We start from the raw sequence: 24,407 nt of genomic DNA, 5'->3' as shown, positions 1-24,407 counted from the left end.
CCTCTTGGTGGGCCTGCCCGGTTGGTTCGGCGACGCGGCGAGTCGCCGTGCCGGGCGTCGCGACGGGGCGAACGTCGCCTGACGCGGCATCAGCCCTGGGGCGTGCGCTCGGCGGTGATGAAGACGAAGGAGCCGGTGCCCGACTGCTCACGGATCGTCAGGCCCGCGTCGGCGAGCCATTTCGCGATCTCGTCCAGCTCGAACAGGAGCATGCCGGCGGGGCGGCTCGGGAAGAAGTGCGACCCCTGGAAGTAGCGGTCCACGGGGTCGTCGGCCCAGCGGAAGGTCAGCAGGGTGAAGGTGCCGCCGGGCTTGAGGACCCGGCCGATCTCGGCGATGGCGATGCCGGCCTGCTCGGGGAAGGCCTGCAGGGCGTTCCAGCAGTTGACCGCGCCGAAGGTGGCGTCGCCGTAGGGCAGTGTGAGAGCGCTGGCGACGACGGCCGGCACCTCGGGCAGGGCGCGGCGCAGGGCGGTGAGCATGGGCAGGCCGAGGTCCTGTGCGATGAGCCGATCGGTGCCGACGGCCTGCTCCAGGACGGCGGTCCAGCGGCCGGCTCCCGCGCACAGGTCGAGCACGGGGCCGTCGACGGGCCGGGTGCGGGCGAGGAGGTAGGCGTCCTCGTCGGCCGGGGTGACGGCGTCGTCCCAGTTCAGTCCGGCGATGCGGAGGAACGCCGGGCGCAGCACCGTCTCGTAGTAGACGCCCATGCTCGGCATCGCGGCGAGCTTCTGCAACAGGTCGGCGGTGTCGTCCTCCTCGGAGGCCTGCGAGCCGGTCGCGCCGCGGGAGAGGTCCAGCAGGCCCTGGGCGAGGGGGAAGGCGGTGGCGCAGGCCGCGCAGCGGACGCCGTCGGTGTAGTCGAGGCCGCCGTCGCAGGAGGGGCAGCGCAGGGCGTCGGCATGGCGGGCGAAGGCCTGCGGGCCCAGTTCGGCGGCGGCCTCGGCGGACTGGGCGGCGGGGGCCGGGTAGGAGGTCTCCAGGGCCGCGCCGTGGCGCACGGCCCAGTAGGCCTTCATACCCGCGTAGGCCAGTACGGTGCGGGTGTCGTTGTTCCAGTTGGCGACGATCTGCTCGGGGGCGAGCGCCTTGATCGACGCCTTGTCGAAGCCGCGCTCGTCCTCGTTGAGGTTCCAGGCCGCGGGCGAGGGCCAGCAGCGGCCGAGGTCGGGGTCGTCGGGGTCGAGCGCGCGCAGGGCGCGTTCGAGGCGGGTGAGGTCGTGCTCGTCGAGCAGGAGCTCGTCGACGCTGGCCGCGGTGAGGATCCGCGCACGGTCCTCGGGGAAGTGGGCGAGCAGGTACAGCAGGGCGGTGGTCAGGGGAGTTCCCGCGCCACTGCCCGCGAGGAGTTCCAGGTAGCGGTCCAGGCCCCGATGGACGGCGGTCCGGACGGGACCGTCACCGGCCGGGTGCTCCCGGTACTCGGACTCGGCGAGCAGGCCCAGCAGGACGGCCAGGTGGCCGGTGCGCCGGGCATCGGCGCCGTCCAGCGCCGCCACGAGGGCGGGGGTGTGCTCCGCCGCGCCGCCCACGGGGCCGTCGGCCGACCACACCGTGCCGGCCAGACGCAGGAACTCCTCCTCCAGCCGCTCGTCCGGGGCCGCCACGAAGGCGGCGAGGAGGTCGGCGACCGCCGGGGACGTCGTGGGGTGGGTCATGTGCGGGGTCCTTTCTCAGGATGGGGCGGACACGGAATGCCGGGCCGGCTCCGTGGGGCCCGTGAGCTGCCCGGACACCGCACGGGCGATCTCCGCCGTGTTCCCGGGCTCGGTCAGGTAGAAGTGGCCGCCGGGCAGCACCCGCAGGGTGCTGGGGCCGGTGGTGTGCTCGGCCCACGCGTGGGCGTCCCGGGCCTGCACCAGCGGGTCGGCGTCGCCCAGGAAGACGGTGACCGGGCAGGACAGCACGTGCCCCGGGTCGGTGTACGTCTCGAACGCCCGGTAGTCGCCGCGGATCGCCGGCAGCAGCAGGCGCAGCAGCATCTCCTCGCCGGGCGAGCGGGTCGGCGTGCCGCTGAGTCGGTCGACCTCCGCGAGGATTCCGTCGTCGTCGCGCAGGTGCACGCCTTCGTGGCGGTGTCGCGAGGGCGCGAGCATCGCCGAGGCGAAGAGATGGCGGGGGGCGGGGCCGGTCGCCTGCAGCCGGGCGGCGATCTCGTACGCGAGGACGGCACCGAGGCTGTGCCCGAACAGGGCCAGCGGCGCATCACGCAGCGGAAGCAGCGAGGCGACGATATGACCGGCCATCAGCTTCAGGTCGCCGAGCGGGGGTTCGGCCAGCCGGTCATGGCGGCCCGGGTACTGGGCCGCCAGCACCTCCACGCCCGGTCCGAGTGCCTCGGCCAGTGGGATCCAGGCGTGCGCGGAGCCCCCCGCGTGGGGAAGGCACACCAGGCGGACCGCTCCCGGGGGAGCGGTCCGCAGCGTGCGGATCCAGCTCACGAGGAGATCGTCTCGACGCTGGGTTTGGCCGAGGCCTTGCCGAGGCGCTCACGCAGCCGCATGGCGGGGCTCTCGACGAGGTAGTAGCTGGCCGTGGCGAGGACCACGGAGCCGCCCAGGGTGACGGCGAGCAGTTCCAGGAAGCCGCCGGCCTCGAAGAGGCTGCCGTGCCAGAAGTAGATGACGGCGATGTGCCACAGGTACAGGCCGTAGGAGATGCGGCCGAGGAAGCGCATCACCGGGTTGCTCATCACGGCGACGACGAAGCGCGAGGGGTTGGGCACGGTCACCGGGGCGACGAGGAGCAGGCCGAAGAGCGTGTACAGGAGGTGCTCCGTCATGCCGCCGGCCATCGACGGGTAGTCGGCGTGGCCGGGCCGGCCGATCGGGCGGAGGCAGGCGACGAGGTAGACGGAGGCCGCGAGGACCCAGCACCACACCGGCTTGTTCTGGACGAAGCGGTAGAACGCCGGGACGCTCTTCGGGGCGGTGTCCGCGCCCGCGGACAGGGCGGCGAGGCCCATGCCGACGGCGATGAACCCGAGCCACTTCGGCGGCCACTCGTTCTGGATGGGGTACGCGCCCATGGAGGGAAGGAAGGTGTAGGCGGCGTACGCGAAGCCGATGACGACGAGCGGGCTCAGGCCCCACAGGATGCGGCGCACACGTGCGCCCGGGTCGGCGGTGCGGCGGGCGAACCTGTCCAGCGCCCAGGCGAGCAGCGGCAGGGCGGCGTAGAAGGCGACCTCGGTCGCCAGGGTCCAGGTCTGTTCGAGGCCCCGGCCGACGAGGCGGGCGTCGATCTGGTAGACCTGCAGCAGCAGCACGGGCCTGACGACCTGCCAGATTCCGTGGACGGCCTCGCGGTTGAGGGTGAGCAGCGCGACGGCGACCAGCACCCAGTAGGCGGGCAGCGTGCGCAGCGCGCGACGCCAGAAGTAGGGCTTGATCTCGGGCTTGCGGGTGCCGGCGATCGTCGCGAGGGCGAACGGCCGGTAGAGCAGCATGCCGGAGAGCACGAAGAAGATGGGCAGGCTCACGTGCAGCTGCTGGAGCATGACGCCGAGGAACCCGTTGGGTTCCTTGTCCATGAATCCGACCATGCCGGAGCTGAACGCGACGTGTGTGACGAGCACTCCCATGGCCGCGACCCCGCGCATTCCCTCGAGTTCCGGGAAGAACCGGCGCTCGGTGGTGCGGGTGCCGCTGACGGCCTCGGGAGATCTGGTTGTGGTGATGGCCACCGGACCGACCCCCTGATCAGCGAAGAGACGGGACCAGGGTTCCGGGGGCCGCTGAGGGGCCGCATCTTGCGTATTGCGGTGTTGGCCGGGGGCGGCCGGGGAGGGGGTACGCCGGTGGACGGCCGGGAGCGGCGACGGGGAGCGGTACGGGCCCCAGGACCCGTACCGCTCCCCGTGTTCGCCTGATCGTCACGCTCCCCGTGTTCGTCGTGCTCGTCGTGCCCGCCGTTCGGCTCAGGCGCCGGCCAGGTGGTCCGCCAGGCAGTCGAGGAAGCTGTTCCAGCCCGCCTCGACCTCCGCGGTCTTCTCCGGCTCGACCTGACCGACCTGCTGGAAGGAGAGCTTCGTGCCTCCCTCGTGGTCGGCGAAGGTGACCGTGGTCAGCTCCTCCGCCTCGCCCCGCTCGGCGCGCGCCGCGACGTTCTCGTCATTCGGGTCGACCAGGGTGAACACGAGACGCTCGTCCGGCACGACCTCGCGGTAGACACCCGTGAACGGGAACTCGCCGATGCCCTCGGCGGCCATGGTGGCCTTCCACGTGCCGCCGACGCGCACGTCGAGCTCGACCGTGGACGGGTCGGTGGTGAAGCCGCGCGGCCCCCACCACCGGGCGAACTGCCCGGGCTCGGTCCACGCGCGGTACACCGCGGCGCGGGGGGCGTCGAGGACGCGGGTGACGGTGATCTCGTTCAGGGCCGCCGTGTCCGCCACGGTCACGCCTCGGGAGCGTCGAACAGGGGGCGGACCTCGACGCCGCCGTCGTTGACGGGGACGACCTTGGCGACCTCGAGCGCGTGGTCGAGGTCCTTGGCCTCCAGCACGAAGGCGCCGCCGATCGACTCGCGGGTGTCGGCGAACGGTCCGTCGCCGACGGCGCCGTCACGGACGTTCTTGGCGGTACCGGCCGGCTGCAGTGCCAGACCGTTGAGGATCTTGGCGCCGAGCTTCTCGACCTTGCCCGGGAACGCCTCGTGGGCCTCCAGCAGCTCCTTGGGGGCGTTCTCCCAACCACCGGGGATCTCCGCCTCGTAGATGAAAACCGCGAACTGAGCCATGGGGCTCTCCTTCAGTGCGTGACTGTCTGCGTGGTCCGGTGCACTCCACGACGACGGCGTTGCGCGCAGGCGTGGTGTCCACACCTCCAGCCTCCCCGGCCCCACGGGCCCTGCGCATCTTCCATATTGCTCACCCGTGCCCGGTCGGCTCGCGCCCCTGGCGGTCCGAGCGGCACGCGGGGCCATGCGCAATCCGGGAGATGCGCATGCCGGTACGCGGCCCCGACGCTGACCGCATGACTGACTTCGCGAACAAGACGTACTTCATCACCGGCGGCGGCAGCGGCATCGGCTTCGCCACCGCCCGCCGTCTGCTCGACGAGGGCGCCAACGTGGTGATCGCCGGCCGCGACGCCGACCGCCTCGACCGGGCCGTCAAGGAGCTGGACGGCGGCGACCGGGTGCTCGCCGTGGCCCTGGACGTGGCGCGCCCGGCCGAGCTCGAAGCGGCCTTCGAGCAGGTCAGCGCCCGCTTCGGGAGCCTGCACGGCGTCTTCGCCAACGCCGGTGTCGGCCTCAACGCCCGTACCGCGGACGTGTCCGAGGAGGACTTCGACAGGGTCGTCGGCACCAACTTCAAGGGCGCGTTCTTCACCGTGCAGAAGGCGCTACCGCTGCTCGCCGAGGGCTCCTCGGTGGTGCTGAACTCGTCCTGGCTGGTGCACCGCGGCATGGGCCCGGGCTCGGTCTACGCGGCCAGCAAGGCGGCCGTGCTCAACCTGCCGCAGACCCTCGCCCCGGACCTGGCCGAGCGCGGCATCCGGGTCAACGCGGTCACCCCGGGCCACATCCGCACCGAGATGTTCGATGCGGTCGCCCCGGTCGAGGAGGTCCGCGACTTCTTCCGCGGCCAGGTCGCGCTGGGCACGCTCGGCACCCCGCAGGACATCGCCGAGACGGTGCTGTTCCTGCTCTCGCCGCGGGCGGCGTACGTCACCGGGCAGGAGTTCGTCGTCGACGGCGGCCTCGTCGGCTCCGTCCCGGCCTGACGACCGGACCGGCCCGCCGCCCGCCGCCCGCCGCCCGCCGCCCATCGTCCGCCGGCCATCGTCCGCCGGCCGCCGGCCGCCGGCTGACCGGCTGACCGGCCTTCGGGCCGGGCCTTCCCCCCTCGCCCCCTGCGGGGCGCGTGACCACAAGGAGTACCGTGATCGGCTTCCGGCTCGACGAGGAGTACGAGGTCCTGCGCAAGAGGGTGGAGGACTTCGCGCGCACCGCCGTGGCCCCGGCCATCGGCGACCTCTACAAACGCGACGAGTTCCCCTACACCCTGGTGGCCGAGATGGGCCGGATGGGCCTGTTCGGTCTGCCCTTCGAGCGGGAGTACGGCGGCGGGGGCCGCGACTTCCTGGCCCTGTGCGTGGCACTGGAGGAACTCGCCCGCGTCGACACCTCGGTCGCGATCACACTCTCCGCCGGGGTCTCGCTGGGGGCCATGCCGATCCACCGCTTCGGCACGCCCGAGCAGAAGGAGCGCTGGATGCCGGGGCTGTGCTCCGGTGAGGCGCTCAGCGCGTTCGGGCTGACCGAACCCGGCGGCGGCACCGACATCGCCGCGCTCACCACGACCGCCGTGCGCGACGGTGGCGCATGGGTGATCAACGGCGCCAAGTCGTTCATCACCAACTCCGGCACGGACATCACCCGCCTGGTCACGGTCACGGCTGTGACGGGGGTGCGCGCGGACGGCCGGCAGGAGGCCTCGACCATCGTCGTGCCCGCGGGCACGCCCGGCCTCGAGGTCGCGCCGAAGTACTCCAAGGCGGGCTGGAACTCGTCGGACACCCGCGGCCTGGCCTTCACCGATGTGCGGGTGCCGGCCGGGAACCTGCTCGGACGGGAGGGCCGGGGCCTGTCCCAGTTCCTGTCGGTGCTGGACGAGAGCCGGATCGCCATCTCCGCGGTGGGCGCGGGCGTCGCGCAGGGCTGTGTCGACGAGAGCGTGCGCCACGCCGAGGAGCGCGCGGCGTTCGGGCGCAGCATCGGCGCCAACCAGGCGATCCAGTTCAAGATCGCGGACATGGAGGTACGGGCTCAGAGCGCGCGGCTCGCGTACTACCACGCCGTGACGAGGATGCTGCGTGGGGAGCCGTTCGGCAGGGAGGCGTCGATCGCGAAGCTCGTCTCCTCGGGCGCGGCGATGGACAACGCCCGGGACGCGACGCAGATCTTCGGCGGCTACGGCTGCCTCAACGACTACCCGGTGGCCCGCTTCTACCGCGACGCCAAGGTGCTGGAGGTCGGCGAGGGCACGAGCGAGGTGCAGCGGATGCTGATCGCCCGCGGCCTGGGGCTGCCGGCCGCCGCCTGACCGGTACGGGGCGACGCCGAAGGGGCCCTGCACCGGTGGGGCCCCTTCGGTGTGCCGTCAGGCGGCGGGGGCGAGGCGGCCGGCGATCAGGGCGGCGCTCCGCTCGCGCAGTTCGACCTTGCGGACCTTGCCGCTGGCGGTCATCGGGAACGAGTCGGTGACCGCCACATAGCGCGGGATCTTGAAGTGGGCGAGCCTGCCGGCGCAGTACGCCCACAGTTCGGTGGCCGACATCGGCGCGGCGCCGTCCCGCAGGCGGATCCAGGCGATGAGCTCCTCGCCGTAGTACCGGTCGGGGACGCCGACGACCTGCGCGTCGAGGATGTCGGGGTGGGTGTGGAGGAACTCCTCGACCTCGCGCGGGTAGATGTTCTCGCCGCCCCGGATGACCATGTCCTTGATCCGGCCGGTGATGCCGACGTACCCGTCGTCGTCCATCACGGCGAGGTCCCCGGTGTGCATCCAGCCGTCCTCGTCGACGGCCTCGGCGGTCTTGTCGGGCTGCCGCCAGTAGCCGCTCATCACCGAGTAGCCGCGGGTGCAGAACTCGCCCTGGGTGCCGCGCGGCACGGTCTCCCCCGTCTCCGGGTCGACGATCTTGATCTCGACGTGCGGGCCGGCCCGGCCGACGGTGGACACCCGGCGTTCGAGCGAGTCGCCGGGCCGGGTCTGGCAGGCCACGGGGGAGGTCTCGGTCATGCCGTAGCAGATCGTCACCCGCGCCATGTGCATCCGGTCGACGACCTGCCGCATCACCTCGACCGGGCAGGGGGTGCCGGACATGATGCCGGTCCGCAGTCGGGACAGGTCGAAGGAGCCGAAGTCGGGGTGGTTGAGCTCGGCGATGAACATCGTGGGAACCCCGTACAGCGAGGTGCAGCGCTCCGCCTCGACCGCCTCCAGGGTCGCGCGGGCGTCGAAGAACGGGCCCGGGATGACGACGCACGCGCCGTGGCTGAGCGCCGCGATGGTGCCCATCACCATGCCGAAGCAGTGGTAGAAGGGCACGGGCAGGCAGACGCGGTCGGCCTGCGTGTACTCCAGCAGCTCACCGGTGAAGAAGCCGTTGTTGAGGATGTTGCGGTGTGTCAGGGTCGCGCCCTTGGGCGAGCCCGTCGTCCCCGAGGTGTACTGGATGTTGATCGGGTCGTCGGGGTGGAGCGAGGTCCCGGCCTCGGCGAGCCGGCGCGCGCCGTACGCGTCGGGCGGGGTCAGCAGGGAGTCCCACTCCGCGCCGCCGATGAGGACCGTGTGGCGCAGGGAGGGGCAGCGCGGCGCGACCTCGGCGATCATGGCGGCGGCGTCGCCGGTGCGCAGTGCCGGCGCGGCCACCACGACCCGGACACCGGAGTGACCGAGCACGTGCTCCAGCTCGTAGGTCCGGTACGCGGGGTTGATGTTGACCAGGATCGCCCCGATCTTCGCCGCCGCGTACTGGGTGAGCACCCACTCGGCGTTGTTGGGGGACCACAGTCCGATCCGGTCGCCCGCGCGGACGCCCAGGTCCAGCAGCCCCGCCGCGAGGGCGTCGGTCTGCGCGTCGAGTTCGGCGTAGCTCCAGCGGCGGCCGCCGCCCGCGCGGTCGACCAGTGCGTCCCGGTCGGGGAAGGAGGCGACCGACCGCCGGAGGTTGGCGCCTATCGTCTCGTCGAGAAGCGGCACGGGATGAGCGCCTGCGGCGTGACTCGGCCGGCCGGACACCGGGTGTCCGGCCCGCCCGTCCGCCGGCGCCGTCGGTTGTTCGGGCTCACGATGGTCCATCCCGTCATGCTTCCGTCGGCCGCTGCCCCGCGCATCTCGGTGATTGCCCTCTCCACGGCGTCGCCCGCCTCTCCGGGTTCGCCCCCATCGAGCACGATCGAAGAATGGGGAGAGGGGGCATCCGCCCTATTCTGCGGTTGCCCCGCCGACTTGTCCGGTCGCCCGCCCGACGACCTCGCAGCGGGCGCACAGCCACCACCCACCACCCACCGTCATCGAGCACCTGTTGGGAGATCGGCCATGAAAATCGGTCTGGCATTCGCGGATTACGCCTGGGAGGGCGGAGCGGTGCGCATGGCGGAAACCCTGGCGGCGATGTCCCGCTCCGCCGACGACGCCGGCTTCGACGTCATCGGCGTCGCCGACCACGTCTGGCAGGGCCCCCACATGGGCGGGGCCGAGCAGCCGATGCTGGAGTGCTTCACCACGCTGGCCACCATCGCCGCGCACACCCGCCGCATCCGCCTCATGCCGATGGTCGCCGGGGTCCACTTCCGCGCCCCGGGCCTGCTGGCGAAGACCGTCACCACGCTCGACGTCCTCTCCGGCGGCCGCGCGGACCTGGGCATCGGGGCCGGCTGGTACGAGGAGGAGGCGCGCGGCCTCGGCATCGACTTCCCGCCGGTGGCCGAGCGGTTCGAGCGGCTCGAGGAGGCCGTCCGGATCTGCCTGGGCATGTGGGACGGCGAGAGGGGCTGCGAGAAGCCGGTCACCGGCCGGCACCACCGCGTGGACCGGGCGCTGAACGTCCCGCAGAACCTGACCCGTCCCCGGATCATGATCGGCGGCGGCGGCGAGAAGAAGACCCTGCGCCTGGTCGCCCGGTACGCGGACGCCTGCAACCTCTACCCGGGCCCCGACCTGGGCGGCAAGCTGGCGGTCCTGCGCCGGCACTGCGAGGCGGAGGGACGGGACTACGACGCGATCGAGAAGACCTGCATCATGCCGTTCACGGCCGGCGACACGGCCTCCGCGGACGAGTTGGCCGGGGTGCTGCGCACGATCGCCGGTGCCGGCGTCACACGGGTGATCGGCATCCTTGAGGGTCCGGACCAGGTGCGCGGGATCGATCTGGTCGGCGAGCGGGTGCTGCCCGCCGTGGCGGACGCCTGACCGCCAGCCGCGTGCCGGTGCCCGGGCCCCGCTCTGAGCGGGGCCCGGGCACCGGCACGCGCTGCCTCAACCGGGCAGTCCGACGGACAGGGCGTGGCGGAACACGTTCCGCGGGTCGTAGCGCTTCTTGACCCGCTGCAGGCGCGGGTAGTTGTCCTTGAAGTACAGGGTGTGCCAGGGCACACCCGAGGTGTTCCACTCCGGGTCGGCCAGGTCGGTGTCGGCGTAGTTCACGTACGAGCCGTCGTTGGCGTCGTTCGGCACCGGCACCCCGCCGGTCTCCGCGTACACCTCGCGGTACATCTCCCGCACCCGCCGGATGTTCGTCTCATCGTCGGCCTCGGCCCCCCACACGGCCATGTACGCGGCCTTCAGGACCGAGTCGCGCTGGGCGGCGGCGGTGGCGTCCGGGGCGACGGCGTTCACCCGGCCCCCGTACCCGATGAGGATGAGCTGGACGGGGCTGGCCTCACCGGCCGTCAGATGCCGGTACAGCGCCGCCGTCTGCGTGGCCGAGTACCCCTTGCGCAGATACGCGGCCTTGATCTTGATGCGGCGGGTGAACGGGTCGCCCGGGTCGCCCCAGCCGGGATAGGACGACATGTACAGCCAGGGCCTGACCTGCTGGTCGACGAAGAGCGGCCGGGCGTCCACGCCTGCCGTGATCTCCTCGAAGAACGAGGTCATCAGGCGCTCGGCGTCCGCGGTGGCGTCGTCCATGTGGGCGCCGACGGTCAGTCCGAAGCCGGAGCGGTGGGTGCCGTGGAAGAACCCGGCCAGCGCCGCGTACGGCGAGTCGGGGTCGCTGTTGCGCTCGAACCAGGCGCCGAAGTTCGCCTGGAGGGCGGCGAACGACTCCTCCGTCATCGTCTCCCAGGACCACACGGCCATCCCGCTGCGCCAGGCGGCGGGAGCTTTCGGCAGCAGCTCCGCCGGGTCGTCGGAGCCGGAGTCGGCACCGGGGGCCCTCATCCAGTAGCGCGTCACCACGCCGAAGGTGCCGCCACCGCCCCCGGTGTGGGCCCACCACAGGTCGCGGTGCGGATCGCCGTCCTCCCGGGTGGCCACGACGGCCCGGGCGACGCCGTCCTCGCCGACCACGACGACCTCCACCGCGTACAGGTAGTCGACCACCGCGCCGAGGCTGCGGGACAGCGGGCCGTAGCCCCCGCCGACGATGTGCCCGCCGACCCCGACCTCGGGGCACTCGCCGGCCGGGATGGTCACGCCCCAGCCCTTGAACAGCACGCGGTAGACGTGGCCGAGCGTCGCGCCGGCCTCGATGGCGAAGGCGCGCCGCTCCTCGTCGTAACGCACCTCGGTCATCTCGGACATGTCGAGGAGGACCTCGACGCCGTTGGTGGCCAGGTCCTCGAAGCCGTGCCCGCCGCTGCGCACGGATATCCGCCGGCCGGCCGCCACGGCCTCGGTCACCGCGGCCGCCACCTGCGCGGTCGTGGTCACCACCCGGACGTAGTCCGGCCGGCCGGGGAACCGGTGGTTGGTCCCCAGGACCAGGCTCGGGTACCGCGGGTCGTCCGCGGTGATCGTGGCGGCTGCGAAGGCGGGGATGTCCGTCTCGGTCACGTCGTTCCTCCATCGGGGCGGGCGGCCGGGGGCCCGCTCGGGCCGCCCGGCCCGGGGCCGCCACCAGCGTGAACGAGGCGTGCCGCGGATGTCTTCTCCCGCCGTGCGCATCGCCCGCGCCGGCCCGTTCTTCCAGATTGCTCAAGGCCGGGGTGCGCCCGGGATTCGCTTGTGGCCGCGGCCCGGGCACGTGTTACTTGTTGCGGGAAGCCCGTGGGCCGGCGCCGCGGCGCCGGCCGGTTCTTCCTTCGTTCCGCTCTTCCCTGCCCGGTGCTCGGCTGTCCGATGAAGGAGGATCCGTCACATGTGCGGCATCGCCGGGGCCATGGGCCTGCGCAACGGTGTGGGGGTGGACTCCCGGGCGCTCGCGCGCATGACGGCGACCCTGCTGCACCGGGGTCCGGACTCCGACGGGGTGTTCGCCGAGGACGGCGTCGGGCTCGGATTCCGCCGTCTGAGCATCAACGACCTCGACGGCGGCGCCCAGCCGATGTCCAGCGAGGACGGCGCCGTCGTCATGGTGTGCAACGGCGAGATCTTCAACCACCGCCGGCTGCGCGCCGAACTCGTCGGCAGGGGACACCGCTTCCGCACCGACTGCGACGTCGAGGTCCTCGTACACCTCTACGAGGAGGAGGGCACCGAGCTGCTGCACCGGCTGAACGGGCAGTTCGCGTTCGCCATCCTCGACCGGCCGAGGCGCCGTCTCTTCCTCGCCCGCGACCATGCCGGCATCCTCCCCCTGCACTACGCGACGACCGCCGACCACTTCGTCTTCGGCTCGGAGGCCAAGGCCGTCCTGGAACATCCCGGCGTAGACCGCGCGGTGGACCTGACCGGCCTCGACCAGGTGCTCACCTTCCCCGGCCTGGTCAGCCCCCGGACCATGTTCCAGGGCGTCAGCAGCCTGCGCGCCGGCCACTACCTGCTCGTCGAGGACGGTGCCGTACGGGAGGTGCCGTACTGGGACCTCGACTACCCGCGCGCCGGCGAACTCGCGCCGAGGCCGGACGCGTACTACGCCGAGCGGCTGCGCGAGTTGCTGACCGAGGCGGTACGGCGCCGGCTGGACGCCGACGTGCCGGTCGGCTTCTACCTCAGCGGCGGGCTCGACTCCTCGCTCATCGCCGGTCTCGTCGGGGAGCTGGCGCCCCCGGCCGACTCGTTCTCCGTCACCTTCCCCGACGCGGAGATCGACGAGTCGGGCTACCAGCGCCTGATGGCCCAGAAGGCCGGCTCCCGCCACCACGAGGTGCGGTTCACCACCGCGGACATCGCCGAGGGCCTGCACCGGATGGTGCTGCACGCCGAGACGCCGGTGAAGGAGACGTACAACACCTGCTCACTGGCGCTGGCGCGGCAGGTCCGCGAGAGCGGCACCACGGTGGTCCTCACCGGCGAGGGCGCCGACGAACTCTTCGGCGGCTATGTCGGCTACCGCTTCGACCGGCTCGGCCGCGGCGCCGGCAGCTCCGGCGACGACCTCGCGGACGCGCTGGAGGACGACGTGCGGCGGCGGCTGTGGGGCGACGCCGGCCTGTTCTACGAACGCCGCTACCACGCCTGGCGCGAGGCCAAGCTCGGCATCTACTCCGCGGGGGTCCGCGAGGCGTTCCGCGAAGTGGACTGCCTGCGCCTGCCTCCCGTGGACCGGGCCCGGCTGGCCGGACGGGACCCGCTGGACCAGCGCTCCTATCTCGACTTCCGGCTGCGGCTGTCGGACCATCTGCTCTCCGACCACGGCGACCGGATGGCGATGGCCCACTCCGTGGAGGCCCGTTACCCCTTCCTGGACCGGGAGGTCGTGGAGTTCGCCACCCGGGTCCCCGCCCATCTCAAGGTGCACCCGCTCGGTGAGAAGTACGTCGTGCGGCAGGCCGCGCAGGGCCTGGTGCCCCCGGAGATCATCGACCGCGAGAAGTTCGGCTTCCGCGCGCCGGGCAGCCCGGCGCTGCTGCGCGCCGGCGTCGAATGGGTCGGCGACATGCTCTCCCCCGCGCGGATCAGGCGGCAGGGGTACTTCGACCCGGCGGCCGTGGAGAGGCTCCGGGCCCGCTACACCGGCGACGGCTTCGAGGTCCATCCCCACTACGGCGACGACCTGCTGCTCACCGTCCTGACCTTCGGAATCCTCCTGGACACCTTCTCCCTGCCGGACCACTCGTAAGGAACACTGATGACGTTCGAAGCCATCCACGACCTGGTGGGCAGGACGATCGGGCGATCGCCGGACCAGGTGGCCGTCGAGACCCCGCAGGGGGCCCTCGGCTACGCGGAACTGGACGCGCGCGCCGCACATGTGGCGGACGCCCTGAAGGCCGCGGGGGCGGGCGCCGGCGCCTTCGTCCCCGTCCTGGTCCGGGACCGCCGCGACCTCGTCGCCGCCGTGCTCGGCATCCTGCGGATCGGCGGCGTCTTCGTCCCCCTGGACCTGGCCGCCCCACCCACCCGGCTGCGGGCGACGCTCCTCGAGGTCGCGCCCGAGTGGGCCGTCGTCGGCTCCCCCGCCGACCCGGCCGCGCTCCAGGCGCTGTCCGAGGCCGCGCCCACCGCCCGTACCGTCACCGCCGGTCCCGCCGCCTCCCCCGGAGTCCGCCGGGAGCACCACCGTTCCGGCGCGGACGACCCGGCGTACGTCTTCTTCACCTCCGGCACCACGGGCCGCCCCAAGGGCATCGTGGGCCGGCTCGGCTCCATCGCGCCGTACATCCGGTGGGAGACCGGGCTGCTGGGCGTGGAGCCGGGCTGGCGGGTCAGCCAGCTGGTCTCCCCGTCCTTCGACGCCGTGCTGCGCGACCTGTTCGTCCCGCTGACCACCGGCGGCACGATCGTCGTCCCGCCCCCGGAGACGGTCCTCGACCCGGCGGCCCTGGCCCGCTGGACCGACGAGGAGCGCATCGACCTGGTGCACACCGTCCCGTCGCTGTTCCGGGGCCTGGTCTCGGCCGCGATCGCCGGGGACCGCACGCTCGGCTCGCTGCGCTGGGTGGCCCTGTCCGGTGAGCGGCTCGCGACCTCGGACGCCGAACTCCTCTTCGGCCGGTACGGTGACCGGATCCGGCTGCTGAACCTGTACGGGCCGTCGGAGACGACGATGACGAAGACCTTCCACGTCGTCACCCGCCAGGACCTCGCCCGCCCGTCGATCCCCGTCGGCCGCCCGATCCCGGACGCGGAGGTGCTGCTCGTCGACGAGCACGGGCGGCCCGCCGAGCCCGGCACGGTCGGCGAGATCCATCTGCGCACCCCGCACCGGTCCCTGGGCTACCACGGCCACCCCCGGGAGACCGCCCGGGCCTTCGTGCCCCACCCGGTCACCGGCGACCGAACCGACCTCGTCTACCGCACCGGGGACTACGGCCGCCTGCTCGACGACGGCGCCCTGGAGTTCCTCGGCCGCAAGGACCACCAGGTCAAGATCGGCGGGGTACGGGTCGAGCTGGAGGGCGTCGAGTGCGTACTGCGCGACCATCCGGCCGTCGCGGACGCCGCCGTGGTCGCCGTCGAGGAGGCCGGCGCGGCCCATCTCCGCGCATACCTGGAACTCCGTGACGCCCCGGCCGGCGCCGCGCCCGAGGCGTTCGACAGGGAGCTGCGCGGCTATCTGCGCGAACGGCTGCCCGACAGCGCGGTGCCGGCGCGGTTCGTCCCGCTCGCCGAGCTTCCCCGCACCCTCAGCGGCAAGATCGACCGGCGTGCGCTGCCCGCCCCCTCGCCCCGCGCCGCGGACCGCACCGCAGGCGAGCCGCCCCGTACCACGACGGAGCGGACGGTGGCGGTGCTGTGGCTCCGGACCCTGCCCGTCTCCGGTGCCGGCCGGGACGACGACTTCTTCGCCTCGGGCGGCACCTCGCTGCTCGTCGTCTCGCTGCTCGCCCTGGTGAACCAGACCTTCGCGGTCACCGTGCCGCTGCGGGACTTCCTGCTGTCGCCGACGGTCGCGGGCCTCGCAGCGGCGGTCGAGAAGGAGCTGCTGGCAGCCGACGCGCCACTCGACGACCTCTTCGCCATCCAGGGACCGGATCTCCGATGACCACGCACCCCGCTCCTGCGACCACCGCTGCGGCCGAGACCGGCACCGGCACCCCCGAGCGGGCCTGCGCCCGCTGCGGGATCAGCGGCCGCTACCCCGGCATCGCCTTCGACGCGGCCGGCATCTGCGACCTGTGCACGATGTACGAGCGCCACGGGACCGAGATCGACGCCTACTTCGGCGACGTGGAGCGATTCGTCTCGCTGGTCCGCGCCCGGGCCGCGGAGCGCGGCTCCGACGTCGACTGCCTGCTGCTCTACAGCGGCGGCAAGGACAGCTCGTACGTGCTGTACCGGCTGATCGATCTCGGCCTGCGCGTGCGGACCTTCACCTTCGACAACGGCTTCATCTCCAGGACCGCCCTGCGCAACGTGGAGAAGATCACCTCCGAACTCGGCATCGAGCACGTCACCGCCACCCACGCCGACCAGGACAGGGTCTTCCTGCGCAGCCTCCAGCAGCACAAGAGCGTGTGCAACGGCTGCTTCCGCTCCCTGCTGGACCTGAGCACCCGGCACGCCCACGACCTCGGCATCCCGACCATCGTCACGGGCCTGTCGCGCGGTCAGATCATGGACGAGCGGCTGTCCTGGTTCCACCGTCAGGGCATCTTCGACCCGGCCGAGATCGAGCCGGGTCTGAAAGAGGGCCGCCGGGTCTACCACCAGGCAGGCGGGGGCATCGCCCCCGAGGTGGTCGACTCCGTCGAGGTCGTCGACTACTACCGGTACTCCGACGTCACCAAGGACGGCATCCGGGCGCTGCTGCACGAGCGCTCCGACCTGTGGGCGCAGCCGGGCGACACCGGCTTCTGCAGCTCCAACTGCATGATCAACGACGCGGGTGTCCTCGTGCACACCCGTGAGCGCGGCTTCCACAACTACGAGGCGCCCACCCGTTGGGAGGTGCGCCTCGGGCACCTGGAGCGGGCGGAGGCGGACGAGGAACTGCGCATGCCGGCCGCGACCCCGCGGGTGCGCAAGATGCTGCTGCGGATCGGCTACCCGCTCCCCGAGGCGGGGACGGTCCGCCCCGCGGCCGGTGCCCCGGCGGCGGAACGGACCCTGCCCGCGACCGCCACTGCCCCCACGGCCGCCACTGCCTCCACGGCCGACGGCGACTCCGCGGCCGCCACCGTCTCCGCGGCCGACGGGCGCCGCACGCCGCTGACGCCCGCTCAGCGGCAGGTGCTGGCCCGCGCCGGGAACACCCCCGGCCGCCAGGGCAGGGCCCTGCTCCTCGAGGCGAAGGACCCGGCCGACTCCGCCCTGGCCCGCCGGTCGACGCTGGCGCTCCTGCTGCACCACGAGGCGCTGCGGCTGCGGTTCGCCGAGCGCGACGGCGGGTGGGAGCAGTACGACGCCGGGGTGTCCGGTGCCCTTCCCGTGCTGCGCCTGGACGCCTCCGGGCGGGACGCCCCGGCGGAGGCCGGGCTGCTGCACGCGGCCGTGGACCGGCTGCGGTCGCGGATCAGCCTCACCGACGGCCCGCTGCTGCAGTTCGCCCTGGTCGACCGCGGTCCGCTCCCGGCCCGGCTGCTCCTCGTCGTGCACGAACTGCTGGCCGACATCCGCTCCTGGCGGACGCTGCTGCGGGACCTGTCCGCTCTCTGGGCAGCCGGCGGAGAGACGCCGCTCCCGCCGACGGAGTCGTTTCTGCACCGCGCGGCGGCCGTCGCGCCGGGCGCGGCCGACCGCTTCGGCCGCCCGGGTCCGGGCCCGGCGCGGTCACCGGCGGCGGACGCCGGCGCACGGGAGCCGGTACGGATCCGGACGGACTGCGGCGCGCCCGCGAGCGCGACGCGGGTGGCCGCGGCGCTGTCGGCGGTCCTCGCCGACCTGGGCGACGAGCCGGGCGTCGAGGTCCTCGACCACACGGCCGAGGACGGGCCCCGGGGCATCGGCCGGTGGGCCCTGGCACAGGCCCCGTCGTCCGGCGCGCCCGCACCGATCCGCTACGAGCACTTCGGCGACCTCGCCGCGCTGCTGCCGGCCGGCTCCCCCTTCGCGCTCGTCGCCGCGGACGAGGCCGACTTCACCGTCCTGCCCGGGACCGGCCGGGACGCGGTGACGGTCAGCGGCGTGGTCCGGCAGGGGGTGCTCCACCTGGACTGGTGGTGCCCGCCCGGCCCGCGGGGCCGGCTGCTCGCCGCCGCGGTACCCGAGCGGGTGGCGCGCCGGCTGACGGCGGCCGCGGACCCAGCGGCACCATGACGGCCCCGGGACCGGAGCCGGAGCGGGTGCCCGAGCCCGGACCGGTTTCGGCGCCGGCGCCGACGCCCGCCGGGACACTCGGTGTCCTCGGCGGGATGGGGCCCGCCGCGACAGCCGAGTTCCTGCGGCTGCTCGCCGCCCGGGTGCCGGCGGCGGATGACCAGCACCATCCCCGTATCGTCATGCTGTCCGACCCGTCGGTCCCCGACCGGTCCACCGCCCTGCTGGAGGGCGGCGACGCCCCGCTGCCCGCCATCCGGAAGGGACTGGCGACCCTGGCCCGCTGGGGCGCCGACCTGCTGGCCGTGCCGTGCAACACCGCGCACGTGTACATCGACCGGATCCGGGCGGAACTGCCGGTCCCCGTCGTCCACATCGTCGACGCGACGCTGCGGGCGGCGATGGCCCTCAGCCCGGAGGGCGGCTGGCTGGCCGCCACCACCGGTACCGTCGCCAGCGGCCTCTACCAGCGGCGGGCCGCGGAGCTGGGCTACCGGCTGGCCGTCCCCGGCCCGGCGGTCCGGGCGCGGATCCACCACGCCGCCGTCCTGGTCAAGGCGGGCCGTACGGACGAGGGCGGGCGGCTGCTCGCGTCGGCCGTCCGCCCGCTGTGGCGCGAGGAGCGCCTGCCGGTGCTGACCGCGTGCACGGAACTTCCGCTGGCCTACGACGCGTCCGGGCTGCCCGCGGCGGCGACGGTCTCCAGCCTGGACGCCCTCGCGACGGCCTGCGTGGACGCCCTCTACCCCGCTCCCGCCCGGCCCTCCTCCCGCGCGGCCGGACTGACGGCGGCGGCGTAGCGGGCGGGCGGGGCCGAGGACGGTTCGCCCTCGCGCCGGTGGGCGTCGTCCCGGGTGGAGGAGGGAGGTTGTCAGCCGTCGATGCGGCCGGCCCGCTCGCGAAGGTCCTGGGCCCGGGGCAGGCTCTGGAAGCGGCACAACCGTACGCGCATGTCTCGCAGAGCGGCCTGTACCTTCACCGACTGGATGCCGTCGGCACACTCGACGAAGTCGCTCCAGGTGTCGAGGGCACCGTCCACGTCGCCTTGGCGGAGGCGAACGCAGCCGAGGTCGGCCAGGACGATGGCACGGGTGCGACGCCGGTCCACACCGTGGATCTCCAGAGCGAGATGGAGGTGTTCCTCGGCGGCATCGAGGTCGCCGAGCCGGGAGAGGATCATCCCGGACTCGTGGGCCCACCGGCCGGGCGAGTAGTGAGCCGCCCAAGACTCGCCGCCGGTCGCGGTCGGCTTGCCGATCGCCGTCTCGGACAGGCCCAGATGCCGGGTGGCCGTCCTGCGGTCGTCGTCCTGGGCGGCGGCGTTCGCGAGGGTGGCCTCGTAGTAGGCGACGGCGCGGCCGTTGCGTACGTGACCGCCGTACTCGACACAGGCTTCGCCGAGTTGCACGGCCTCCGCCCGGAAGCCCAGCTCGACGCACTGCACTGCGAGTCCCCGCAAGGCAGTGGCGGACAACTCGGGCTCCCCGGCCTCGGCGGCGAGACGGAAGGCATGCGCGTAGTAGCCCTGGGCGAGCCCCCGCAGATGTGGGGTGTCGCCCTCGTCCTGGGCCATCCATCCGGCCAGGTGGACGAGCTGGGAGGCCGCGGCGTACAGCTCTCGGCCGGTGGCTGCGGTGAACCGCCCGTTCAGCCAAGGGCGGACGTCTTCGGTGAGGTAGCGCACGGCCAGATGGCGAGCGTGGCCTCCGCCGAGTTCGGAAGCGGAGTCGCCCAGAGCCTTGACCATCTGCTTGACGGCAGCCACTTCGCCCCTGCCTACGCGGACCGCTCCGGCTGGGGTGCCGCGGGTGCGGCGGATGATGCTCTCGGGGTCGGGCAGACCAAGGGCCGCCAGGGCATATCCGCTGGACGCGGTGATGAAGATCCGGCGGTCCACATCGCTCCTTCCCAGGCATAGGACTGATGCAACGGTATCCGTGAGGAGTTCACCCGGCCCGGTCTCGGGAAGGTTGATCGACTCCGGGTCCAGGTTGAGGACCTGGGCGATGTACGGCCACCAGTGCTCCGGGCTCCGCTCGCCGATCATCCAGCGGCGAGCGTGCTGGCGTTGTAAGCGGCGGGGATCACCACTCTCAGCCATACCGAGAGCGCGGGCAAGCTCGGAGGGCCCCCAGCCCCTCGTCTCGCACGCCTGGCTGATCAATTCCGCGACGACCGGATTCCTCGGCACCCTGTCACCCTCCCCACCTGGATTACGCGGGATTACGCAGGACTACATCGTGGGCCCTGTCCTCGAATCACGAACCGCCGTTGACTGAACATCACCCACTCCAATCTCGATTGGCGCAGATCGGCCCTGATCAGGGCCGATCTGCGCCTGCCCGGCGAAAGGACAGCAACGATGGCCACGACGCCCGCCCACAACTCCAGCGTCCGCGAGGCCCTACCGCCGCCTACGGACGGGGAGATGTCACACCGCGCCGCAGCCGATGAAGTCGCCACCGACACCTTGCCGTTCGTCTCCCACATCGCGCCGATCGCCCGGGACCTGCGCTACGACGGCACCCGCGACGAGATGCTGATGCCGGTAGAGGTCCATTTCCGCGGCGGAACCCGCCTCCCCACAGTCATGAGGGTGGAGCCAGGCCGAGTGGAACTCCTCAGCATCCAGCTCGCCCAAGCCATCGACCGGCGGCAGAGGGGGCTCGACGCCGGGGCACAGGGCCTGTGAGCCCCCGCCCTGTCCGACCTCCTGGAGCCCCTCCTCCTGTCGTGGGTGTTGGACGCTCGGGGCCGCAACCAGGCCCACCCTGCTCGGCCTGCTCACCCACGGCGAGCACGACACCGTCCACGGCCTGACCGTGGACCCCGCGCTCAGCACCCACGACGCCGACCCCTGACGAGGGTCGCCTGTAGAAACGCTCCGCCACCGGGCTTGATGTCCCACACGCGGCTGTCGCCGCCTCAGCCTCGGACACCGAAGCGGCGTCCACTGTCCGCCCCCTGGGGCCCGCAAAACCAGCCCCTCGACCCGCGGCCGACGAGTTGGCCGCCCGAACCGTCGCGAGTTCCACCCGAACCAGCTTCTGGAGGCATCGTGCACCACCCCTCAGACCTATCCGCCCTGGCCGGCAGCACCGTGCTGGTGACCGGCGGCGCGGGCCTCATCGGTTCCCGGATCGTCGCCCAGCTCCGGGTTCTGGGCGCCCGCCCCGTCGCTCTGTGCACCATGAGCGCCTACCCCGAGCGCGTATACGCCGACTTGTTCGGGGTCCACGTGTCGGACCCCGATGTGGTCCTGGGCGATATCCGGGACACGGCGCTGGTCCGCAAGCTCGTCTCCGACTCGGACTACGTGATCCACGCTGCCGCTCTAGCGGCAAGGCCGTGAAGTTTGCGGCTGGGCCGTGTCGTCAAGGGCCTGCGGCTGCGAGGATCTCGATGCCGGTGGTGGCCTTGTAGCTGGTCCGGTCGATACAGGGCCCTCGTGCCTGGTACTTCGAGATGGCGCGTTTGACGATGCGGGGGCTGACCCGTAGCCGCCGCTGGGGCAGCAGGCCGGCCAGGACGTGCCGACCGATGATGCCGACGAGGTCGACGACCGGGTCGGCGATGATGCCCGCGGCCAGGACGAGCTGGTCGCGGGCGGCCTGCCAGGCGATGGAGAAGCCGGCCCGGTCCGGGTCGGTGCCGGGCTGGGTGCTGGTGGCGTCCGCCATGGCGGTCCGCAGCAGTTGGTGGACCACCAGCAGGGCGTAGATCTCCTGGTCGATGCCCTCGGGGGTGCGGGCGCGCAGGACCCGGCCGCCGAGGATGGTCGATTTCAGTTCCAGGTAGGCGGTTTCGATCTCCCAGCGCTGGTGGTAGAGCATGGCCAGTTCACCGGCGGGGTGGCGGTGGTGGTCGAGCAGAGTGGTGGCGAGCCGGTAGAGGCCGGTGTGTTTCCCGGCGGTGGTGGTGATGGTGATCTCGCAGTCGACGACGCGCACGGGTACCGGGCCGAGGGCGGAGAGGTAGGAGCCGTCCCGGTAGCGGGCCAGGATCGGCATCCGGCGGCCGTTCTTGAGCCGGACCAGGACCTCGGCCCCGGTGGCCGCGATGTCGTTGATCAGCCCCTGGGCGGCGAAGTTGCGGTCGGCCAGCAGGATCATCCCCGGCCGCAGGCTGGGCAGCAGGCGCGGGGCGTGGGTGGTCTCACCCGATGTGGTGGGTCCGAAGACCGCGTCGATGAGGGTGCGGGTGCCGCAGGCGACCAGGGTCAGCAGGCGGACCTGCGGGTAGCCGGTCCCGCCGTGGTTGCCCGCCTGCTTGGTGAACCGGGTCAGGACGGCAGGGGTGTCGGGGACCGTCAGGGTGGTGCCGTCGAGCGCGATCACCAGCAGACCGTGCCACCATGCTCCCGGTGTCCGTGGCCCGGCCACCGGGCCTTTCAGCAGGTCGAACAGCCATTTCAGCGGTGTGGCGCCGATACGGCGGCGGGCCTGGGCCAGCGCGCTTGCCGACGGCGCGGCCAGTGGCAGACCGGCCAGAGCGCCGGTGAGCTTGCGCCAGACCCCGAGGTATCCGACCTCCGGGAACAGGCACCCGGCCAGCAGCAGGTAGACGACCACCCGGGATGGCAGGTCCCGCAGCCGCTCCTGGACCCTGCCCGTGGCCTTCAATGCCTCGTCGACCATTTCGAAGGGGATGCACTGGGTGAGTTCACCGAGATGACCGGGTGCGAACCGGCCTCCGGCCACCGTGACGACACGAGTGATGGCACACTGTCCGGACAGCGGAGCCTCCGGTCCTTGTGAACGGCTTGTCTTGGTCGACTGCCAGTTCTACCGGGGCTCCGCTCCTCATGTCCGCGAAACCGCAGCTTACGGACCCTGGACAACCCCACCCATCCGCAAACTGAACGGCCTTGGCTCTAGCGGACGTGGCTGCGTGCACCCGTGAACCGCTGGCCGCCATCGACACCAACATCGCCGGCACCCAGAGTGTCCTGGACGCTGTTGCCGCAACGGACCGTATCCGGCGCATGGTGTTCGTCTCCTCCGCGAGCGTCTACGGCGACGGCAACCCGGAGGAGACCGACACTCCCGAGCTGCTGACCATGCGGCAGTTGCTGGAGTCGGTGCTCGGCCGCATCCCGCCGCAGTTCCACGAGTTCACCCGCCGTCGGCCAGTGTCGGTCTACGGGAACACCAAGGCATGGGGCGAGGAACAGACCTCTCTCATCCTCGGCCAGGTAGGGACCTCGTACGCGATCGTCCGGTACTTCTCCGTCTACGGCGAACCGCAGACTGTCAAGCCGAACTCGCACTCCTGGGTGGTCGCCTGGTTCGCCGCCCGCGCTCATCTGGGGCTTCCCCTGCACCTCAATGGAGGTGGCCGACAGATGCGGGACATGGTGCACGTGGATGACATCGCCGAGGGCACACTGCGGGCCCTGGTCAGCCCGCGTGCCCACACCGAGACCGTGAACATCGGGACCGGCATCCCGACCAGCGTCCGCCAGGTCGCGGAACTGGTCCGTGAGCACTACCCGAACACGGGCTTCTTGGACACCCCACTGCCCGCCGGCGATCCGCTCGGCGGGTACGCGGCCACCCGCCGGATGGAGAACATCCTGGGCTGGAAGCCGAAGGTCACCGTCGCCCAGGGCGTGGCCCGCTACGTCAACTGGCTGAGGGACACCCCGGCCGCCGCCCCCGGCTGGCTGCGGGAGTCCACGGCGGCTTAGACGACCGGCGGTCTGCCCAGTCGGGACATCCGCCACACCGTCCACCACCTGATGGGACGCCGAGGGCCCCCGCTGGTCCGGATGCCCTCGGCGAACCCGCCGAACGACGCCCGCAATCCCGCCAGGGACTTCGCACGGACCACGGTCAGCACCACCCACACCCCGAGGTAGACCGGCACGAGAGGCGCAGGCAGATGCCGCTTGGCAAGCCACACCCGGTTCCGTGCCGTCATCCGGTGGTAGATGGTGTGCCGGGCCGGCGAGGTCTTCGGGTGCTGGAGAACGAGTCGCGGCTCGTAGAGGACGTCCCAGTCCCGGTCGATTGCACGCCAGGCCAAATCGGTCTCCTCATGTGTGAAGAAGAACGCGTCCGGCCAGCCACCGGTTTGCTCCAGCATAGGCATCGACAGTGCGTGCCCGCCGCCCAGGAACGTCGTCACAAGACCTGGCCGCATCGGATTTTTGGCCCGCAGGCGGGGCACGTGGCGCCGCTGGGTCGTGCCGGTCTCGTCCGCGATCCGGAAACTGACGATGCCCAAATGGGGGTCCTCCCAGTACAGGTCCGCGATCCGCCGGAACACGCCTGTGTCGATCAGGAGCCCGTCGTCGTCCAGGTCCACGAGCACGTCCACGTCACCGAACTCGCGCAGCCGTTGCCAAGCGACGTTGCGGCCACTTGGCACCCCGAGGTTCTCATCCAGTTCCACCGCGATCACGCCGTCCGGCAACCCCATGAGAGCCGTCCCGTTCCCGACGACGACAACCCTGGTGGCGGGCTCGTCCTGCTTGGCCACCGACTCCAGCAAGGCCAGCAGCTCAGGCATGCGGTCGCCCATGGTCAGCACGGCAACACCCACACGCGGCCGGGTCAAGACCATCACCACTTCCCTCAAGCCAGCATTAGGTGAACGGCGAGCCTATCCCGGCCGAAACCTGCTGCCGCACTCATCCGAAAGGCTC

Annotated in this window: 20 protein-coding genes; 10 read left to right on the top strand and 10 right to left on the bottom strand. The window is 72.3% G+C overall.

Annotation, left to right across the window (positions count from 1 at the left end; all coding sequences use genetic code 11):
• Positions 1-89: 89 nt before the first annotated feature.
• The 5 genes from DDQ41_RS21000 to DDQ41_RS20980 all read right to left on the bottom strand — a co-directional run bounded on the left by DDQ41_RS21000 (position 90) and on the right by DDQ41_RS20980 (position 4,740).
• A complete protein-coding gene (locus DDQ41_RS21000; RefSeq protein WP_109295869.1) occupies positions 90-1,658 on the bottom strand; it encodes a class I SAM-dependent methyltransferase in 1,569 nt (522 codons plus the stop codon).
• Between the two features lie 15 nt (positions 1,659-1,673).
• A complete protein-coding gene (locus DDQ41_RS20995) occupies positions 1,674-2,441 on the bottom strand; it encodes a thioesterase II family protein (RefSeq protein ID WP_109295868.1) in 768 nt (255 codons plus the stop codon).
• Positions 2,438-3,685, bottom strand: a complete 1,248-nt coding sequence (locus DDQ41_RS20990; RefSeq protein ID WP_109295867.1) for an acyltransferase family protein — start codon at positions 3,683-3,685, stop codon at positions 2,438-2,440. The genes DDQ41_RS20995 and DDQ41_RS20990 overlap by 4 nt, the downstream gene beginning before the upstream one ends.
• 234 nt (positions 3,686-3,919) lie before the next feature.
• Positions 3,920-4,402, bottom strand: a complete 483-nt coding sequence (locus DDQ41_RS20985) for an SRPBCC family protein (protein WP_109295866.1) — start codon at positions 4,400-4,402, stop codon at positions 3,920-3,922.
• Complete coding sequence (locus DDQ41_RS20980; RefSeq protein WP_109295865.1) at positions 4,399-4,740, bottom strand: YciI family protein; 342 nt, start codon at positions 4,738-4,740, stop codon at positions 4,399-4,401. Before DDQ41_RS20980 ends, DDQ41_RS20985 begins: the two co-directional genes overlap by 4 nt.
• 236 nt (positions 4,741-4,976) lie before the next feature.
• Between DDQ41_RS20980 and DDQ41_RS20975 the strand changes: the two genes are divergently transcribed.
• Together DDQ41_RS20975 and DDQ41_RS20970 are read left to right on the top strand one after the other, a co-directional pair.
• Entirely contained in the window at positions 4,977-5,729 is a 753-nt protein-coding gene (locus DDQ41_RS20975; RefSeq protein ID WP_109297853.1) for an SDR family NAD(P)-dependent oxidoreductase, read from the top strand.
• Positions 5,730-5,887: 158 nt separating this feature from the next.
• Complete coding sequence (locus DDQ41_RS20970) at positions 5,888-7,051, top strand: acyl-CoA dehydrogenase family protein (protein WP_109295864.1); 1,164 nt, start codon at positions 5,888-5,890, stop codon at positions 7,049-7,051.
• 57 nt (positions 7,052-7,108) lie between these two features.
• Here DDQ41_RS20970 and DDQ41_RS20965 read toward each other — a convergent pair whose 3' ends face one another.
• Positions 7,109-8,812, bottom strand: a complete 1,704-nt coding sequence (locus DDQ41_RS20965; protein WP_109295863.1) for an AMP-binding protein — start codon at positions 8,810-8,812, stop codon at positions 7,109-7,111.
• A gap of 240 nt (positions 8,813-9,052) precedes the next feature.
• Between DDQ41_RS20965 and DDQ41_RS20960 the strand changes: the two genes are divergently transcribed.
• Positions 9,053-9,925 (top strand): LLM class F420-dependent oxidoreductase, encoded by an 873-nt coding sequence (locus DDQ41_RS20960; RefSeq protein WP_109295862.1) that lies wholly within the window; start codon positions 9,053-9,055, stop codon positions 9,923-9,925.
• Positions 9,926-9,991: 66 nt separating this feature from the next.
• Here the strand turns inward: DDQ41_RS20960 and DDQ41_RS20955 are convergent, their stop codons facing one another.
• Positions 9,992-11,512 carry an FAD-binding protein gene (locus tag DDQ41_RS20955; protein ID WP_245991483.1) on the bottom strand — a complete coding sequence of 507 codons (1,521 nt, stop codon included), beginning with the start codon at positions 11,510-11,512 and terminating at the stop codon, positions 9,992-9,994.
• Between the two features lie 304 nt (positions 11,513-11,816).
• Here DDQ41_RS20955 and asnB point away from each other — a divergent pair, with 304 nt between their 5' ends.
• Genes asnB through DDQ41_RS20935 form a run of 4 tightly spaced genes read left to right on the top strand, consistent with a single transcriptional unit; the run spans position 11,817 to position 18,558 of the window.
• The gene (gene asnB / locus DDQ41_RS20950) at positions 11,817-13,679 is read left to right on the top strand and encodes an asparagine synthase (glutamine-hydrolyzing) (protein WP_109295860.1); all 1,863 of its coding nucleotides are present in this window, start codon (positions 11,817-11,819) and stop codon (positions 13,677-13,679) included.
• Positions 13,680-13,688: 9 nt separating this feature from the next.
• A complete protein-coding gene (locus DDQ41_RS20945) occupies positions 13,689-15,545 on the top strand; it encodes an amino acid adenylation domain-containing protein (protein WP_109295859.1) in 1,857 nt (618 codons plus the stop codon).
• Positions 15,542-17,758: a condensation domain-containing protein gene (locus DDQ41_RS20940; protein ID WP_109295858.1), complete on the top strand. Its 2,217-nt coding sequence runs from the start codon at positions 15,542-15,544 to the stop codon at positions 17,756-17,758. The genes DDQ41_RS20945 and DDQ41_RS20940 overlap by 4 nt, the downstream gene beginning before the upstream one ends.
• A 26-nt stretch (positions 17,759-17,784) precedes the next feature.
• Positions 17,785-18,558 (top strand): cysteate racemase, encoded by a 774-nt coding sequence (locus tag DDQ41_RS20935; RefSeq protein ID WP_262508676.1) that lies wholly within the window; start codon positions 17,785-17,787, stop codon positions 18,556-18,558.
• Between the two features lie 71 nt (positions 18,559-18,629).
• Here the strand turns inward: DDQ41_RS20935 and DDQ41_RS20930 are convergent, their stop codons facing one another.
• Positions 18,630-19,859 (bottom strand): tetratricopeptide repeat protein, encoded by a 1,230-nt coding sequence (locus tag DDQ41_RS20930; RefSeq protein WP_262508520.1) that lies wholly within the window; start codon positions 19,857-19,859, stop codon positions 18,630-18,632.
• Positions 19,860-20,120: 261 nt separating this feature from the next.
• Here DDQ41_RS20930 and DDQ41_RS20925 point away from each other — a divergent pair, with 261 nt between their 5' ends.
• Positions 20,121-20,450, top strand: coding sequence for a hypothetical protein (locus tag DDQ41_RS20925; protein ID WP_109295856.1), 330 nt, complete (start codon positions 20,121-20,123; stop codon positions 20,448-20,450).
• A 366-nt stretch (positions 20,451-20,816) separates the two neighbouring features.
• On the top strand, positions 20,817-21,110 hold the full coding sequence (locus DDQ41_RS20920) for an NAD-dependent epimerase/dehydratase family protein (protein ID WP_109295855.1): 294 nt from the start codon (positions 20,817-20,819) through the stop codon (positions 21,108-21,110).
• Positions 21,111-21,132: 22 nt separating this feature from the next.
• Here the strand turns inward: DDQ41_RS20920 and DDQ41_RS20915 are convergent, their stop codons facing one another.
• On the bottom strand, positions 21,133-22,458 hold the full coding sequence (locus DDQ41_RS20915) for an IS4 family transposase (protein WP_109293153.1): 1,326 nt from the start codon (positions 22,456-22,458) through the stop codon (positions 21,133-21,135).
• Between the two features lie 167 nt (positions 22,459-22,625).
• Here DDQ41_RS20915 and DDQ41_RS20910 point away from each other — a divergent pair, with 167 nt between their 5' ends.
• A complete protein-coding gene (locus DDQ41_RS20910) occupies positions 22,626-23,447 on the top strand; it encodes an NAD-dependent epimerase/dehydratase family protein (RefSeq protein WP_262508519.1) in 822 nt (273 codons plus the stop codon).
• Here the strand turns inward: DDQ41_RS20910 and DDQ41_RS20905 are convergent.
• Positions 23,444-24,325 carry a glycosyltransferase family 2 protein gene (locus DDQ41_RS20905; protein WP_174720304.1) on the bottom strand — a complete coding sequence of 294 codons (882 nt, stop codon included), beginning with the start codon at positions 24,323-24,325 and terminating at the stop codon, positions 23,444-23,446. The genes DDQ41_RS20910 and DDQ41_RS20905 overlap by 4 nt on opposite strands.
• Positions 24,326-24,407: the final 82 nt, after the last annotated feature.

The organism is Streptomyces spongiicola (assembly GCF_003122365.1).
Taxonomy (GTDB): Bacteria; Actinomycetota; Actinomycetes; order Streptomycetales; family Streptomycetaceae; genus Streptomyces; species Streptomyces spongiicola.
This window is presented reverse-complemented; position numbering and strand designations above follow the sequence as displayed.